Source organism: Citrobacter sp. Awk 2 (assembly GCF_028069815.1).
GTDB lineage: Bacteria > Pseudomonadota > Gammaproteobacteria > Enterobacterales > Enterobacteriaceae > Citrobacter.
On sequence record NZ_JANEWL010000104.1, the window covers coordinates 1 to 15,531 of the forward strand.

Here is a 15,531-nt window from a genome sequence, read left to right on the forward strand (position 1 = left end):
GCACTGAATTATTCCATTGTTGAGGCATCAGACCCTGGGGCGGCAACGATTATCGCCCCTGGTGCAACGATCCCCCTCGTTACTGAGCTGAATCTTGAGTACTGTCAGGGAAATGAGAAAAACTGTAGTTTTAAAAAATTCAATTATAATCTAAATGTCACGATTATGGTCGATATCACAACCTGCTATTTTGGTAATCAGGAAATTGATCTGGGGGTGATAAATATTAATGATCTGGATAAGAAAGCATTTGAACTTCATCCGGTAAAATTCACCTGCCAGGCAAGCGGGGCCGGGAGTCTAAAATTTACACCTGATAATCTGTTATTTTACTTTGAACCGATGAGTCCGTTGGCGGAGGATTCGATGACCCTGACCAATGACTACGGTACAGCGGCAAATAGCGCAGGGTCGGTAGGATTTCAGTTATCAATGAATGGTTCGACCAGTATTGGGTATGGCAGGAGTAACCTGTATCAATCTGATGCTGTGACAGGGAATATAGTGCCGATTAATATCTATGCTCGTACCAGAACGTATGCAGGCAAAGTCACCGCTGGGGAGACAATGAGTCGGGTAAAAGTCGTTGTAGATTACAACTAAAAAGAGAAGTTCGGCATGAAGCTTACGCACCCAATAACATACTGGGTGCGTTTTTTTCACCGGTGATAAAAAATCTCGCCGTCGTAGGCTTTAATGATCTTAGCATCGGCATCGTTGACCAGCACATACGCGCCGCCCATGTAGGTCCAGTGGGTGCCTGCCGTCGGCGCGGGCAGGTTGCGCAGATTCCACTGTTTAATGGTGTATTCTTCGGTGAGATACAGTGGTGGAACCTTGTCACCGGGTTTGAAATGGGTGAAGTCAGCAATAAAGCTGCTCAGTTCATACTTATCGATACCGGTGGGGGCAGCTGTTGCAGCTGGTGCGGCCCAGACGACGCTGCTTGCAAGCAGAAGTGCACCCAGCAACATTTTATTCTTCATACCCATCCTCTCTACCTCTTCGGGTCATCAAAATTAGCCCTGTATGATTCCTGGCTAACAGGACATCTGACAAGCACTATTTTGTGATTACTCCAGTCATTTCGTAAAAAGTGTAAATGAAAGTGCAGAAATCCGGCAACCGTGACCCAGCGGTTTCACCGCCAAAGCCTGTTCCGCACCAATTTACATCGTTAATCGCAGGCAGTATCCTGTTGCCGAAACCTGAATATCATATTTGTGTTTCAACGACTCGGGGTGCCCTTCTGGTGAAGGCTGAGAAATACCCGTACCACCTGATCTGGATAATGCCAGCGTAGGGAAGTCTGACACTGCTCGTGTCCCTTCTTCGCGCGGGCAGGAGCTGAACCATGCAGCCTGACCTGCACAGCCGCGCGCTCGCGGCTCACATTTTGCACCAATTTAGAACCTTATCCCCGCTCACACACTGTATGACCAATGAGGTCGTGCAAAGCTTTACTGCCAATACGTTACTGGCGCTGGGCGCATCGCCTGCGATGGTGATCGAGCCTGAAGAAGCTAGCCAATTCGCCGCTATTGCCAGTGCATTGCTGGTTAATGTCGGCACCTTAACTCGGGAACGGGCCACGGCGATGCGTGCCGCCGTTGAGCAGGCGCAGCAGGCGAAAACCCCCTGGACGCTGGATCCTGTTGCCGTTGGCGCACTGGATTTTCGTCGTCGCTTTTGTCTGGACATACTTGCGCTGCGCCCGGCTGCGATTCGTGGCAACGCGTCAGAAATACTCGCCCTGGCTGGGATGAACGCCGGTGGGCGTGGGGTGGATACCACCGACACCGCATTGGCTGCGCTTCCCGCAGCGAAGGCGCTGGCTCGTCAGATTGGGACCATTGTCGTGGTTACCGGCGAAGTGGATTATGTCACTGATGGTCAGCGGACGGTGGGTATTCATGGTGGCGATCCGCTGATGACGCGGGTAGTGGGCACCGGATGCGCACTGTCAGCGGTAGTCGCCGCCAGTTGCGCACTGCCCGGTGACCGGCTTGATAACGTCGCCTCCGCCTGTAGCTGGATGAAACAGGCCGGACAAATTGCCACGCAACAATCGACCGGACCGGGCAGTTTTGTCCCGGCATTTCTCGACGCCCTCTATAACCTGAACGCCCAGGAGCAAGCATGAAACGGATTAACGCCTTAACCATTGCCGGAACCGATCCGAGCGGTGGCGCAGGAATTCAGGCCGACTTAAAAACATTTTCGGCACTCGGCACTTATGGTTGTTCAGTCATCACGGCACTGGTGGCGCAAAATACGCGCGGAGTACAGTCGGTATACCGGATTGAACCCGATTTTGTGGCGGCGCAACTGGACTCGGTGTTCAGCGATGTGCGCATCGATACCACCAAAATCGGCATGCTGGCAGAAACCGATATTGTCGAAGCCGTTGCCGAACGTTTACAGCGTCACCGGGTACAAAACGTCGTACTGGATACGGTAATGCTGGCAAAAAGCGGCGATCCGCTGTTGTCTTCCTCTGCCGTTGAAACGCTGCGTACCCGTCTGTTACCGCAAGTGTCGATTATTACCCCTAATCTGCCGGAGGCGGCGGCGCTGCTCGGGGCATCGCATGCCCGAACGGAGCAGGAAATGTTAGAGCAGGGGCGGGCGCTGCGGGCGCTGGGCTGTGAGGCGGTGTTAATGAAAGGGGGGCATCTGGATGATGCGCAAAGCCCTGACTGGCTCTTTACCCGTGATGGCGAACAGCGTTTCACCGCGCCAAGGGTAGTGACCAAAAATACGCACGGAACAGGTTGTACGCTGTCGGCGGCGCTGGCGGCACTGCGTCCACGTCATGTTAACTGGGCTGATACGGTACAGGAGGCTAAGTTGTGGCTCTCTGCGGCGCTGGCGAAGGCGGATACGCTGGAAGTGGGCGAGGGGATTGGCCCGGTGCATCATTTCCACGCGTGGTGGTGATGAGCAGAAATGGTATACTGGCTACAGAAACGGCTGCCAGGAAAAAGATAAATGGAACAAGCGCATACCCAGCTTATCGCGCAACTGAATGAACGTATTTCAGCGGCGGACAACACGCCGCTGTATATGAAATTCGCTCAAACGGTTAAGAACGCTGTGCGCAGTGGGATCCTGGAGCATGGTAATATCCTGCCTGGCGAGCGCGACCTCAGCCAGTTGACTGGCGTTTCACGCATTACGGTGCGAAAAGCGATGCAGGCGCTGGAAGAAGAGGGGGTGGTGACGCGTGCGCGTGGCTACGGGACGCAAATCAATAACATCTTCGAGTATTCGCTCAAAGAAGCGCGCGGTTTTTCACAACAGGTGGTGTTGCGCGGTAAAAAGCCGGATACGCTGTGGGTGAATAAACGCGTGGTGCCCTGCCCGGAAGAAGTGGCTCAGCAGTTAGCTATTGCTGTCGGCAGCGAGGTCTTCCTGCTTAAGCGCATTCGCTATGTTGATGAAGATGCTGTGTCTATTGAAGAATCATGGGTACCCGCCCATCTTATCCATGACGTGGATGCCATTGGCGTTTCACTGTACGAGTATTTACGCAGCCAGCATATCTTTCCACAGCGTACACGCTCACGCGTCAGTGCGCGGATGCCGGACGCAGAGTTCCAGTCCCATATCCAGATGGACAGCAAAGTACCGGTACTGGTGATCAAGCAGGTAGCGCTTGACCAGCAGCAACGGCCTATTGAATACAGTATCAGTTACTGTCGAAGCGACCTATACGTCTTTGTGTGCGAGGAGTAACGCCTCGCGTGAGGGGGCGCAGTCACCGCCGCGGTGACCCACCACCCAGGATGCTACCGCATTGCCAAGCAGGACGGCATCGCCCAGCGACCAGCCCGATGCCAGCCCGGCCAGCATACCGCCTGCGTGACTGTCTCCCGCACCGATGGTATCAACGACTGTGGTCGGAAAGGCGGGCACGCAACCGGATGAATGCTCAGTAAAATACCATGCCCCATCTTTATCGTGACGTACCACTACCGGCGCGGCGAAGCGTTGTACCCATTCTGCGCCAAAACCTTCTACATCATGGCTTAATGCAAACCGCTCGGCGGCAATTTCCGCCTCCTGACGATTAAGTGACACCAACGGGCGGCAGGCCATGATCCGCGCCATCAGAGCATCGGGAATATCACCAATTCGCGGACCAAAATCGATGAATGGTGTAGCCGTCGTAAGACTCTCCAGCCACCGTACCAGCAATTCACCACAGGGTGAGGCCAACTGATAGCCGGAAAGGTAGACGTAACTCTCGTGCGGGATATTCAGCTGTGCCAGCCAGTCAGCATTCCACTGATTTTCGACGCCGCTAAAGGACATAAATGTGCGTTCACCGTCCGGCTCTACCAATGCCAGACACCAGCCGTTATCGCCTTCGGCATTGTCGATCAGGCTGTGCAATCCTTCTTTCGCCATACGGTTGCGGATTATATCGGCCCACACGCCCTGACCCAGCGGTAAAGCATTACTGGCCTCGATGCCCAGACGCTTCAGAGCGACGGCAATGTTGAGCGCACAACCGCCCACGTTCACGCCCTGCTGCTTAAGCTCAATATCACAGCCGCGCCAGGGAAGTGCATACGCATCGGCAATCACATCAATAACCGCCGCACCGACTACCGTTACCGGTTGCTGGCTGTGCAACTGTGGGAGAAGCATTTGCAGACGCGTAGCACTCATAGCGCCTCCCGTTGCTCGCGCAGTCGCACTAGCGCACTGGCATAGCGGGTGAAATCGAGCTTATTCACCGCATCCAGTTCCTGTTTTAACGTCGGATTAATCGCGCTTACGCCGTGTAGCGCACCACAAATAGCGGTTGCCATTGCCCCGATGGTGTCAGTGTCGCCGCCGAGGTTCGCACACAGTACGGCACAGCGGTTAGGATCGGTTTGTGCCAGTTCGACCATCGCGATGGCGCAGGGCACGGATTCGATGGTGCTGGTCCCGGCGCCAATCACCTGATACAGCTGCTCGCTGGCAGATTCCGCACCGTTGGCCTCGCGAACGATTTTCAATGCCAGTTCGAGGCGGGCTGCAAGCGATGCGCTAAACGTAGTGATCCGTTTTTGCTGAGCGTGGAGGGCAATCGCGGGAAGTGCCCCGACAATCTCAGGCCATGTTCTTCCGTCGATAGCACGAGACACCGCCCAGGCGATGACCACCGCGCCCGCAATCGCTAAATCCGACTTATGTGTCGGGCTGGAGGCCAGCGCGATGTCGTCAATAAACGCATCAAGATTCCCTGTCGGTAGCAGGCATCCCAACGGCGACACACGCATAGCAGCCCCATTGGTGACACCGTTGTTTTCCAGCTCAGCAACAGACTTACCGTCGCGGATGGCGTTGAGCGCAATCTTTGAGGTGGGCCCCAGCACGTTTTTATTGAAAGCATCAAAACGTTCAGCCCAGGCGAGGATATTGCGGCCAATAACGTCCGGAACAATCTCTCCGTTGCACTCGAGCAGGGCATCGGCCAGACACAGCGCCATGGAGGTGTCATCAGTGAACTCCGCCTGGTTGAAATAGCAGGCGGCATTATTTTCCGCAGGACCAGGCAAAAAACGGTCGATCCAACCGAAGTGAGCTTTTACCCGGGTTCGTGGCCACAGTTCCGACGGCATACCCATCGCATCCCCTAACGCCTGCCCATAAAGAGCACCGAGAATACGTTCTGCTTTCATTTAACTTCCCCTTGTTGCAATGCGATATCGCGGTCGTCCACCTTAATGGCGGTGATTTCTTTGTCTGACTCGCGAAAGAAAATCATAAACAGCACGGCGATGACGGCAATCATGATCGCGCCAAATCCCCACATGCCAGCCCAGTTAAAGGTGAGGCCATTAACCGGCTCTTTATAAGCAAACATTTTCTCCATCATCACCCCACCCAGGCGGTAGCCGAGCAGGCTGCCGAATCCCTGACAGCAGAGCGTGATTAACCCCTGCGCAGCGGTGCGCATGTGCACAGGCGCTTTTTTATCGACATAGATGTAGGCCGTAACGTAGTAGAAATCGTAGCTAACGCCATGTAGCAGAATGCCGAGAAATAGCAGGGCGTAGGTGAAATATTCTTCCGCGCCGCCGTAAACAAAAAATCCGTAACGGATCGCGGCAGTGATAAGACCAAGCAACAATACCTTTTTAATGCCAAAGCGTTTGGTGAAGAACGGCAGTGCCAGCATGAAGAAAATTTCAGAGAACTGGCCCAGCGTCATCCAGCCGGTCGCATTTTTCATCCCAACTTCTGTCAGGTAGCCGTTGGCGAAGATGTAATAGAACGCCAGCGGCATGGCGAACAGAAAAGAGCAGAAGAAAAAGACCAGGAAGTTCTTATCACGCAGCAGGATCAGCGCATCCAGACCCAGCATGACTTTGAAATCCATCTTGCCGGTACTTTTCGGCGGCGTATCCGGTAAAAAGAAAGCAAAGATGCCCAGTAATGCTGAACTTGCGGCTGTAATGAGCAGCGGAATGTTGGTCGGTGAAATGTCGTTATAGCCGAGCATTTGCGGTAAGAACCCACAAGCCAGGCCGGATGCAATCCAGCCGATCGTGCCCATTACGCGAATGCGTGGAAAATCACGTTCGACATCCGGGACGTTGGCGAAGGCGATACTGTTGGTCAGCGCAATCGTCGGCATATAGGTCAACGAATAGGCCAGTAACAGCGGGAAGAATCCGCTGAAGGTGGTTTGCTGGGCGGCGAAGTACATCAGAATAGCGCCGACGAACATCAACACCGCCAGCACTTTTTGCGCGGAGAAAAAGCGGTCAGTGATCGAACCGACCAGAATGGGCGACAGGATCGCCGCAATGGCGGTACAGGCATAGGACCAGCCGATCTCCCCGGCGCTAAAGCCGCTTTTACTCAGCCAGAGCCAAAGCGGCACAAACCAGGCGCCCCAGATAAACCACTCCACAAACATCATGAACGACAGCTTAACTGTAGTTTTCATCTTTAAATCCTTCATGACAGGTAAGGTACGGCTGGATAGTACCATCTGATAATACCTTTTAAATACCTTTGTGGTCTAAGTTTGACCGCTGTATCATTTTTTGATGCCTGAATCGAGCCAGCGGAAATCGCTGAAAAGTGCGCTAAAGATGGAAAAAATACGCAGTCAGTACCAGGCTTATTGCTGCCCGCAACCAGGCGGGTCAGGACAATCCACTTCCGATATCAAATCGGAACTTACGGGAGCATAGCTATGACTGATATTGCGCAGTTGCTTGGCAAAGATGCCGACAACCTCTTACAGCATCGTTGTATGACCATTCCTTCTGACCAACTTTACCTACCAGGACATGATTACGTCGACCGCGTGATGGTTGACAATAACCGTCCACCCGCCGTGCTGCGTAATATGCAGACGCTGTATAACACGGGGCGACTTGCCGGGACAGGGTATCTGTCGATCCTACCGGTGGATCAGGGGGTAGAGCATTCTGCTGGGGCTTCGTTTGCCGCTAACCCGCTGTACTTTGATCCGAAGAATATTGTGGAGTTGGCTATCGAAGCAGGGTGCAACTGCGTGGCATCGACTTACGGTGTGCTGGCTTCTGTCTCCCGCCGCTACGCACACCGTATCCCGTTCCTCGTTAAAATTAACCACAATGAAACGCTCAGCTATCCGAATACCTTTGACCAGACGCTGTATGCCAGCGTAGAGCAGGCGTTCAATATGGGTGCGGTTGCGGTAGGGGCAACCATATATTTCGGTTCTGAGGAATCTCGCCGCCAGATTGAAGAGATTTCAGCAGCGTTTGAGCGCGCCCATGAGTTGGGCATGGTGACGGTACTTTGGGCCTATTTGCGCAACTCTGCGTTTAAGAAAGACGGTGTGGATTATCATGTTTCGGCTGATTTGACCGGGCAGGCAAACCATCTGGCGGCGACTATCGGCGCGGATATCGTTAAACAGAAAATGGCAGAGAATAACGGCGGGTATAAAGCGGTTAACTTCGGCTACACCGATGATCGTGTCTATACCAAGCTGACCAGTGATAACCCGATTGATCTGGTGCGTTATCAACTGGCGAACTGCTATATGGGACGCGCCGGACTCATTAACTCCGGGGGTGCGGCTGGTGGAGAAACCGATCTCAGCGATGCGGTGCGTACAGCGGTGATTAATAAACGAGCCGGTGGTATGGGGTTAATTCTTGGACGTAAAGCGTTCAAGAAAACCATGGCTGACGGCGTGAAGCTGATTAACGCCGTGCAGGATGTTTATCTGGATAACAAAGTCACGATTGCCTGATGTCAGTAGAGTACCGTCGGATTAGCGCAATAATGGGCAACCCGGCGGTAGCCTGCAACGCAGGGCTGCGGGCAGGATTTCAACATGAAACTCTTGCCCGCTGAGCGGTTCACCATCCAGATTGAAGGTAATTTCATGTGGCGCACGGATATCAAACCATGATGATGCGCCATCGATGATATTCGGATTGTCTTCGGACTGAGTTATCGCCGATAGCAGTGCCGGAATCAGTTCCTCACCGGTAAAGATTCGCAGTTGCAGCAGACCGTCATTAATGAACGCTGTCGGGCAAAGTTGTTGTCCGCCACCGGCCTGACGCCCATTGCCAATGCCAATCACCAGCGCATCCCCCTGCCAGTGAAAGTTTTCGCCACGAATTTCACAGCTGTCTGGCTTCAGCGTATCCATGCGCATTAACCCGTGAATAAAGTACGACACACCGCCCAGGGCGGCTTTGAGTTTCTCCGGTGTTTCGCTGGTGATCCGCGTACCGAACCCTCCGGTCGCCATATTGATAAAGCAGGTTTTATCGTTGACCTGCGCCATATCAATCTCTACCGAGTTCCCGGCAATAGCCAGCTTTAATGCCTTGTCCAGCGCTTCAGGAATGCCAACGCTGGTAGCAAAATCATTTGCCGTTCCCAATGGCAAAATCCCGAGTGCGGGAACATTCTCCCCCTGGCAGTGGATCAGCGCTGTGGATACTTCGTTGATGGTACCGTCACCACCGCCGGCAATCACCGTTGCCACGCCCAATCGTAGCGCTTCATCAACGTAACGTTGCGCGTCACCTTTTTCCCAGGTCACGCGAACATGGATTTCGACACTTTCGTTGCGAAGTTGAGCAATAGCGTCACGCAGGGGAAGGTTATCAGCACTTTTCCCATTCAGGATCAGTAAGCTGGCCGGGAATGCTATCATCCTGTTACCTCACTTTTATCGTTTTAACTAGTGTATGTCAGGAATGCGTTTATGGCGTAGGAACTGACTGAAAGCGAAGACCCATAGACGGGTTCTGAGGGAGATATGGGGGGGATTGACTCGCTTTGCTTGCCCCTGCGGGGCAGCCCGTTCGCTGCGCTCCCGGTCTGTCCAACTGGCTGCGCCAGTAGTCGAACCCGGTCGGGGGGTTCTCATCCCCCTCGCAGATGTGCATGCGAAAAAAAAGCCCGTACTTGCGTACGAGCTCTTTCTCGAATATGGCGGTGAGGGGGGGATTGACTCGCTTCGCTCGCCCCTTTGGGGCAGCCCGTTCGCTGCGCTCCCGGTCTGTCCAACTGGCTGCGCCAGTAGTCGAACCCCGGTCGGGGGTTTCTCATCCCCCCGGAGATGTGCAACATGCGAAAAAAAAGCCCGTACTTGCGTACGAGCTCTTTCTCGAATATGGCGGTGAGGGGGGGATTCGAACCCCCGATACGTTGCCGTATACACACTTTCCAGGCGTGCTCCTTCAGCCACTCGGACACCTCACCATATTGTTGTTCCTGTACTGCTGGAACGGGCGCTAATGTAGGGGAAATACCGCCCCGGCGTCAATCTACTTTTTCAAAAAAACGTGCATTTACACAAACTTCAAGCAACATGGGGCTTAAATGAGCGGGAATTGTTTTTTTTGCCAGCATCCTAAAATTTGCTAATCTGATATTCCCTCGGAAAATGATGATAATAAGTGCGAGAACGTTCCGCATAACAATATTCAGGAGACAATATGGAAATAATTTTCTATCACCCTACATTTGATACGGCCTGGTGGTTAAAGGCGCTGGCGAAAGCCATCCCTGGCGCTAACGTTCGCGAGTGGAAAGCGGGTGATAACGCCCATGCCGACTATGCGCTGGTCTGGCATCCGCCGGTTGAAATGCTGGCAGGACGAAAATTGAAAGCCGTCTTTGCATTAGGAGCCGGAGTGGACTCCATCCTCAGTAAGCTAAAAGCGCACCCGGAGATGCTGGATACCTCGATTCCACTTTTCCGTCTGGAAGATACCGGTATGGGTCTGCAAATGCAGGAGTATGCGGTGAGTCAGGTGTTGCACTGGTTCCGCCGCTTTGATGACTATCAGGCATTAAAAACCCAGGCGAAGTGGCAGCCGTTGCAAGAGTTTACCCGTGATGAATTTACCATCGGAATCATGGGGGCTGGTGTATTAGGGGCTAAAGTGGCAGAGAGTCTGCAGGCATGGGGCTTCCCGTTACGCTGTTGGAGCCGTACTCATAAATCTTGGCCTGGTGTGGAAAGTTTTGCAGGCACCGAAGAGTTGAGTGCGTTTTTAAGCCAGACGCGTGTGCTGATTAATCTTCTGCCCAATACGGCAGAAACGGTGGGCATTATTAATGCCGGGCTGTTGAATCAATTACAGGATGGCGCCTATGTGCTTAACCTGGCGCGTGGCGTTCATCTCAATGAAGACGATCTTCTGGCATCGTTGGATAGCGGAAAACTGAAAGGTGCGATGCTGGATGTCTATAGCCGAGAACCGCTACCCGAAGACAGCCCATTGTGGAAACACCCGCGTGTGGCTATGACGCCGCACATTGCAGCGGTAACGCGCCCGGCGGAAGCGGTGGATTATATCTCTCGTACCATCCTGAACCTGGAAAGTGGAAAAGCGGTTACCGGTCAGGTCGATCGCGTTCGGGGCTATTGATATCAATATCAACCCGGCCCGCGCCGGGTTTCGACTCAATACACCCCGAATTATTTAGGGTATTAAAGGCGGCGATACCTGCTATCCTTGACGGAAAACGACTACAGGAGAGAGTTATGTATCCCGTTGACCTGCATATGCATACCGTTGCCAGCACCCACGCTTACAGCACTTTGAGTGATTATATCGCTGAAGCCCATCGCAAAGGTATCAAACTGTTTGCCATCACCGATCATGGACCGGACATGGCGGATGCGCCACACCACTGGCATTTTATTAACATGCGTATTTGGCCGCGCGTGGTGAACGGCGTGGGGATCCTGCGCGGGATAGAAGCAAACATTAAGAATATTGAAGGTGAGATCGACTGTTCAGGGCCGATGTTTGACTCACTTGATTTGATTATTGCGGGCTTCCATGAGCCGGTTTTTGCCCCTCACGATAAAGAAACCAATACTCAGGCGATGATCGCCACGATGGCGAGTGGCAATGTACATATTATCAGCCACCCAGGAAATCCCAAATATCCCGTCGATATCACCGCAATTGCACAGGCGGCGGCAAAATATCAGGTCGCACTGGAAATCAATAATTCCTCATTTTTGCATTCGCGTAAGGGCAGTGAAGATAACTGTCGCGCTGTCGCTGCTGCAGTACGTGACGCTGGTGGCTGGGTTGCCCTGGGTTCAGATTCCCATACCGCATTTACGTTGGGAGAGTTCGGTGAATGCCGTAAGATTCTGGATGATGTGGGCTTCCCGGAAGACCGAATTCTGAACGTTTCACCAAAACGCTTGTTGACGTTTCTGGAATCGCGGGGCATGGAGCCTATCGCGGAATTTGCTGAACTTTAATTGTTACTAACTGGAATATATCAATGAACGAGTTTTCTATCCTGTGCCGTGTACTGGGCTCGCTGTTTTACCGCCAACCGCAGGACCCTTTACTGGTTCCCCTGTTTACCCTGATTAGCGAAGGTAAACTGTCTGCTAACTGGCCACTGGAACAGGATGAGCTGTTGGCCCGTTTGCAGAAAAGCTGTGATATGCCCCAGCTTGCTGCAGATTACAACGCGCTGTTTGTTGGGAAAGAGTGTTCCGTGCCGCCTTATCGTAGCGCTTGGGTAGAAGGGGCGAAGGAAGCAGATGTTCGTGCATTCCTTTCAGCACGTGGAATGCCGCTGGCGGATACACCAGCCGATCATATTGGTACCTTGTTGCTGGCGGCATCCTGGCTTGAAGACCAGTCAGCAGAAGATGAGAGTGAAGCACTGGAAACCTTGTTTGTTGACTACCTGCTTCCCTGGTGCGACACGTTCCTTGGTAAAGTTGAGGCGCATGCGAATACCGCTTTCTGGCGAACTATGGCACCGCTGACGCGCGATGCCATTAGCGCAATGTGGGACGAATTGCAGGAAGATACCGACGAATAAATGTGATTTAGATCACTATATACTGCAACGCAATTTATCATCTTGCATAAATTGTGTGCACGATCTCATTACTATGCCGTTTTTCTGCTAAGATGCGCGGCATGAACATACTTCTCTCTATTGCAATCACAACGGGCATTCTCTCCGGACTCTGGGGATGGGTGGCCGTTTCTCTTGGTTTACTCAGTTGGGCTGGCTTCCTGGGCTGTACGGCTTATTTTGCCTGCCCGCAAGGTGGACTGAAAGGGCTGTGGATCTCGGCGTGTACGCTGCTAAGCGGCGTGGTGTGGGCGTTGGTGATTATTAATGGTAGTGCACTTGCTCCGCATATGGACATCCTTGGTTATGTCATAACGGGAATTGTCGCATTTATGATGTGTATCCAGGCAAAGCAATGGTTGCTTTCATTTGTCCCGGGCACATTTATGGGGGCATGTGCAACATTTGCAGGGCAGGGAGACTGGCAGTTGGTTCTGCCTTCTCTGGGGCTGGGCTTGGTGTTTGGTTATGCGATGAAAAACAGTGGGCTGTGGCTGGCATCACGTCGCGAAAACCCGGCTTCATCCACACTGACCAGTAAATAAAAAAAGCGTGAGGCTTCCCTCACGCTTTTTTCTCTCGGTTTATTATCAGGACTCTGGAGGTACCGACATATGGCGGTATTTGACCAGAATGTCGTTATCAACTTGTTTCTTATCCTGCAAATCCCACAAGCCGCGATCGATACCGTCATTTATCAGGAAGATAACGCCAGTTTCAATGGCTGACATCAGGCAAAGCATGACCGGTTCGTTAGAGGTATAACCAATTTCCCCTTCCAGAAGCCGTTGGTAGTCAATGAAACGGAATACCCCTGCCTGCACTTCATAAGACAGGATGGTTTTACTGGTGTTGACCGAAGAAAGGATCTCACCGGTACTGACGTTAACCACACGCAGGTTTACCGCAATCTGATCGAGTTGGTATTGCGTATCTGCACCAATACCGAAATAACGCGCGCCGACACCACCTGATTTAACGTTGCTTTCATAGCCGATGATTGAACCTTCAACCATTACGTTAGCCGCGGTTAATGATTGCAGCGGAATTCGGTTGTTAATGGCAACCGTGCCGTTTTCCTGTGCCGCACGGATGATTTTCCGTTCGTTCAGTAAGTTCTGTAATCCCTGACGCTCCAGCGGGATGAACCAACGCGAATCTTTCAGTGCGGTAACCAACATTGCCGTGGCACTTTGCGGTACGGCAGTGGAGAAGTTACTTGCCGGATAAGGTTTAAACTGACCCGTTTCATCCTGGATATTGTAAACCGATACAAAGATTTTACCCGTAGGCATCGGGAGATGCGTCAAGTCTTTGTAACTTTGGGCGCGAGGCATTAATGTCGGTTTAGCGGCTTCTTGCGGTGGGGACGTTAAGCATCCGCTGAGTAAAAATACTGCAACCATTATAAGTAAGCGCTGCATGATTTTTTCCTTTCGTGGCTATGGCTTAGAAATCGGTTGACTGTGTTTGTAAACCCGACACTTCGATCGTCGATGTTTTTCCCGATTTCCTGTCGGTAACATTCAATTGCAGCTGCCCGTCACGGTTAGCGATATCAATGATAAAATCATTGGTCACCATTCTTCCCGGCTTACCGGTATTAATGTTGGTGAGCAGGCCGCCGAGAATTTGTGACTGAATCGCCTGAGTAAAGTTATCCAGCGCTGACGGGGTTTCAATTCCGTAATCGCTATAGCTCGGATCTTTATAGGAGTTCTGCGCCTGAGCGCTGTTCAACAAAAAAGCCCCGTTATTCGGGTTGCCACCAAAGTTTGGGTTTCGGAACTGGAACGTCATGTTTCCGGCCCAACTTAATGGTGAAATTAGCATGAGCAAAACCACTGCATGTTTGACACGCATGAAAGCCTCCGGACAAAATCATGTTTTAGAATTCATCGCGCGCTAAATCGCTCGTGCTTAATAGTGTTTGATCTATTTGCCGGCGATTTAATGCTTCCTCAGTTTGTGCCAATGCGAAGACGACAATTTTGTCGAAGTCTCTTTTCGTGGGGAATAAAAAAGTCTGGAAGATAACGTCCTGATTGACCGTTATGGTGATCCAACTTCCCCAACGCGCACTGGGTCTTTCATTGATAGTTAAATTTCCTGTGTACTCACTTTCCCACTTGTCACTAAATGCACGATAAAAATCATGCCCGATTGAAGAGACAGTGTGATCAGTTAACAGTCCGGGAACCTCCACCTCTACGCTGGTAGCCGCGTGCAGATTCCCGACAGCAAAGAATAAATTTGCTGCCACAATCCAGGTCAGATAGCGTTTCATGGCTTTATCGCCTGAGGTTATCATTGGCCCATGAGACCGCCTGCGTACGATTTTTAACAGCTATCTTTTTGAAAAGATTATAAAGATGTGTTTTTACCGTATTTTCACTGATAAATAGTGAGCGAGCGATTTCAATATTTGAGGCGCCGATACGCAATTTATTAAGTATTTCTTTTTCACGGTGTGTCAGTAACGCCGACTCCGTGCTGTTATAACGATAATTTCCAGAATGCGTGATCAGATAACTGGCAAGCTTTTGCGTGAAGTAACATTCACCGCGTAAGACACCCTGCAAGCCGCTAACGACACGCTGTTCGTCTTCAGTTGCGTAAAACACGCCATTGATATGTGGCCAGTTTTCGATATCCCGATAAGGGTAGTCATCAGGAGTGTTCAACAATAACGTCTTTATATTGTTGTTTTTTCTGCTCAAATTATCTTGCCAGTAATGGATCAGTTTTTTATCTGCCTCCATCATATCCAGTAAAACAATGCAGCTGGAGGAAATATCATCCAGAGAACGTTGAATATTATGTAGTTTTCCGGTTAGCACCAGTGATTGTTTTAAATGTTGTAATAATGCAGTTGCCTGCAAAGAAGGTTTCGTGATCAACAATAATGTATGACCATGAATGCTATGGACTTCATTAAACATGATGAAACTCCACTTTTTAGTCGCACACCTGACAGCTGTCTCTACTAAAATAGAGGCACCAGAAGTACTGACAGATGTTGCACTGCTGCGTAGAAATAAAATATCGACCCAAAGGGGTGAAAATATTAAAACAAATGGACTTCAACTGATTTCAATCTAGCTATTACAAATCTTAAAGCAAGTGTTAAACATGTAACAAGATGTAAAATTATAT

Annotated in this window: 18 protein-coding genes, 1 tRNA gene and 1 riboswitch; of the genes, 9 read left to right on the top strand and 10 right to left on the bottom strand. The window is 51.5% G+C overall.

Annotated elements, in window-relative coordinates; translation table 11 throughout:
• Nucleotides 1–603, top strand: a 603-nt coding sequence (locus NNO02_RS19680; RefSeq protein WP_442867920.1) for a fimbrial protein, incomplete at its 5' end; no start/stop codon positions are given.
• A gap of 56 nt (nt 604–659) precedes the next feature.
• On the opposite strand, the gene NNO02_RS19685 is transcribed toward NNO02_RS19680, so the two are convergent.
• Nucleotides 660–992 (bottom strand): RcnB family protein, encoded by a 333-nt coding sequence (locus NNO02_RS19685; protein WP_003834436.1) that lies wholly within the window; start codon nt 990–992, stop codon nt 660–662.
• 235 nt (nt 993–1,227) lie between these two features.
• A riboswitch (TPP riboswitch) is annotated at nt 1,228–1,323 on the top strand.
• A 31-nt stretch (nt 1,324–1,354) separates the two neighbouring features.
• Between NNO02_RS19685 and thiM the strand changes: the two genes are divergently transcribed.
• The 3 genes from thiM to NNO02_RS19700 are packed head-to-tail and all read left to right on the top strand — an operon-like array spanning nt 1,355 to nt 3,738.
• Nucleotides 1,355–2,143 (top strand): hydroxyethylthiazole kinase, encoded by a 789-nt coding sequence (gene thiM / locus NNO02_RS19690; RefSeq protein WP_271455540.1) that lies wholly within the window; start codon nt 1,355–1,357, stop codon nt 2,141–2,143.
• On the top strand, nt 2,140–2,940 hold the full coding sequence (gene thiD / locus NNO02_RS19695; protein ID WP_271455541.1) for a bifunctional hydroxymethylpyrimidine kinase/phosphomethylpyrimidine kinase: 801 nt from the start codon (nt 2,140–2,142) through the stop codon (nt 2,938–2,940). Before thiM ends, thiD begins: the two co-directional genes overlap by 4 nt.
• A 51-nt stretch (nt 2,941–2,991) precedes the next feature.
• Nucleotides 2,992–3,738 carry a GntR family transcriptional regulator gene (locus tag NNO02_RS19700; RefSeq protein WP_271450541.1) on the top strand — a complete coding sequence of 249 codons (747 nt, stop codon included), beginning with the start codon at nt 2,992–2,994 and terminating at the stop codon, nt 3,736–3,738.
• On the opposite strand, the gene NNO02_RS19705 is transcribed toward NNO02_RS19700, so the two are convergent.
• From NNO02_RS19705 to NNO02_RS19715, 3 genes are read right to left on the bottom strand one after another with little or no spacing between them, the layout of a single operon-like run.
• Nucleotides 3,712–4,677 (bottom strand): PfkB family carbohydrate kinase, encoded by a 966-nt coding sequence (locus tag NNO02_RS19705; RefSeq protein ID WP_271455542.1) that lies wholly within the window; start codon nt 4,675–4,677, stop codon nt 3,712–3,714. The genes NNO02_RS19700 and NNO02_RS19705 overlap by 27 nt on opposite strands.
• Complete coding sequence (locus tag NNO02_RS19710) at nt 4,674–5,678, bottom strand: ADP-ribosylglycohydrolase family protein (RefSeq protein ID WP_271455543.1); 1,005 nt, start codon at nt 5,676–5,678, stop codon at nt 4,674–4,676. The genes NNO02_RS19705 and NNO02_RS19710 overlap by 4 nt, the downstream gene beginning before the upstream one ends.
• Nucleotides 5,675–6,952 carry a nucleoside permease gene (locus NNO02_RS19715; protein WP_271455544.1) on the bottom strand — a complete coding sequence of 426 codons (1,278 nt, stop codon included), beginning with the start codon at nt 6,950–6,952 and terminating at the stop codon, nt 5,675–5,677. The genes NNO02_RS19710 and NNO02_RS19715 overlap by 4 nt, the downstream gene beginning before the upstream one ends.
• A gap of 252 nt (nt 6,953–7,204) precedes the next feature.
• Between NNO02_RS19715 and fbaB the strand changes: the two genes are divergently transcribed.
• Nucleotides 7,205–8,257, top strand: a complete 1,053-nt coding sequence (fbaB, locus tag NNO02_RS19720) for a class I fructose-bisphosphate aldolase (protein WP_271450544.1) — start codon at nt 7,205–7,207, stop codon at nt 8,255–8,257.
• Between the two features lie 21 nt (nt 8,258–8,278).
• Here the strand turns inward: fbaB and yegS are convergent, their stop codons facing one another.
• Together yegS and NNO02_RS19730 are read right to left on the bottom strand one after the other, a co-directional pair.
• Nucleotides 8,279–9,178: a lipid kinase YegS gene (gene yegS / locus NNO02_RS19725; RefSeq protein WP_271455545.1), complete on the bottom strand. Its 900-nt coding sequence runs from the start codon at nt 9,176–9,178 to the stop codon at nt 8,279–8,281.
• A 463-nt stretch (nt 9,179–9,641) separates the two neighbouring features.
• Nucleotides 9,642–9,729, bottom strand: a tRNA-Ser gene (locus NNO02_RS19730).
• Nucleotides 9,730–9,965: 236 nt separating this feature from the next.
• Here NNO02_RS19730 and ghrA point away from each other — a divergent pair.
• The 4 genes from ghrA to NNO02_RS19750 all read left to right on the top strand — a co-directional run bounded on the left by ghrA (nt 9,966) and on the right by NNO02_RS19750 (nt 12,920).
• Nucleotides 9,966–10,904, top strand: coding sequence for a glyoxylate/hydroxypyruvate reductase GhrA (ghrA, locus tag NNO02_RS19735; RefSeq protein WP_271455546.1), 939 nt, complete (start codon nt 9,966–9,968; stop codon nt 10,902–10,904).
• Between the two features lie 116 nt (nt 10,905–11,020).
• Nucleotides 11,021–11,758 (top strand): phosphatase, encoded by a 738-nt coding sequence (locus NNO02_RS19740; protein WP_271450547.1) that lies wholly within the window; start codon nt 11,021–11,023, stop codon nt 11,756–11,758.
• A gap of 23 nt (nt 11,759–11,781) precedes the next feature.
• On the top strand, nt 11,782–12,336 hold the full coding sequence (locus NNO02_RS19745; RefSeq protein WP_005129133.1) for a TorD/DmsD family molecular chaperone: 555 nt from the start codon (nt 11,782–11,784) through the stop codon (nt 12,334–12,336).
• A 101-nt stretch (nt 12,337–12,437) separates the two neighbouring features.
• Nucleotides 12,438–12,920: a DUF1097 domain-containing protein gene (locus NNO02_RS19750; RefSeq protein WP_271450548.1), complete on the top strand. Its 483-nt coding sequence runs from the start codon at nt 12,438–12,440 to the stop codon at nt 12,918–12,920.
• A 45-nt stretch (nt 12,921–12,965) separates the two neighbouring features.
• On the opposite strand, the gene csgG is transcribed toward NNO02_RS19750, so the two are convergent.
• Genes csgG through csgD form a run of 4 tightly spaced genes read right to left on the bottom strand, consistent with a single transcriptional unit; the run spans nt 12,966 to nt 15,317 of the window.
• On the bottom strand, nt 12,966–13,799 hold the full coding sequence (csgG, locus tag NNO02_RS19755) for a curli production assembly/transport protein CsgG (RefSeq protein WP_005129128.1): 834 nt from the start codon (nt 13,797–13,799) through the stop codon (nt 12,966–12,968).
• A 25-nt stretch (nt 13,800–13,824) separates the two neighbouring features.
• Nucleotides 13,825–14,238 (bottom strand): curli production assembly/transport protein CsgF, encoded by a 414-nt coding sequence (gene csgF, locus NNO02_RS19760; protein ID WP_005129126.1) that lies wholly within the window; start codon nt 14,236–14,238, stop codon nt 13,825–13,827.
• Between the two features lie 25 nt (nt 14,239–14,263).
• Nucleotides 14,264–14,662 carry a curli production assembly/transport protein CsgE gene (csgE, locus tag NNO02_RS19765; RefSeq protein WP_271442620.1) on the bottom strand — a complete coding sequence of 133 codons (399 nt, stop codon included), beginning with the start codon at nt 14,660–14,662 and terminating at the stop codon, nt 14,264–14,266.
• Nucleotides 14,663–14,666: 4 nt separating this feature from the next.
• Nucleotides 14,667–15,317 (bottom strand): biofilm master transcriptional regulator CsgD, encoded by a 651-nt coding sequence (gene csgD / locus NNO02_RS19770; protein ID WP_271455547.1) that lies wholly within the window; start codon nt 15,315–15,317, stop codon nt 14,667–14,669.
• Between the last annotated feature and the right edge of the window lie 214 nt (nt 15,318–15,531).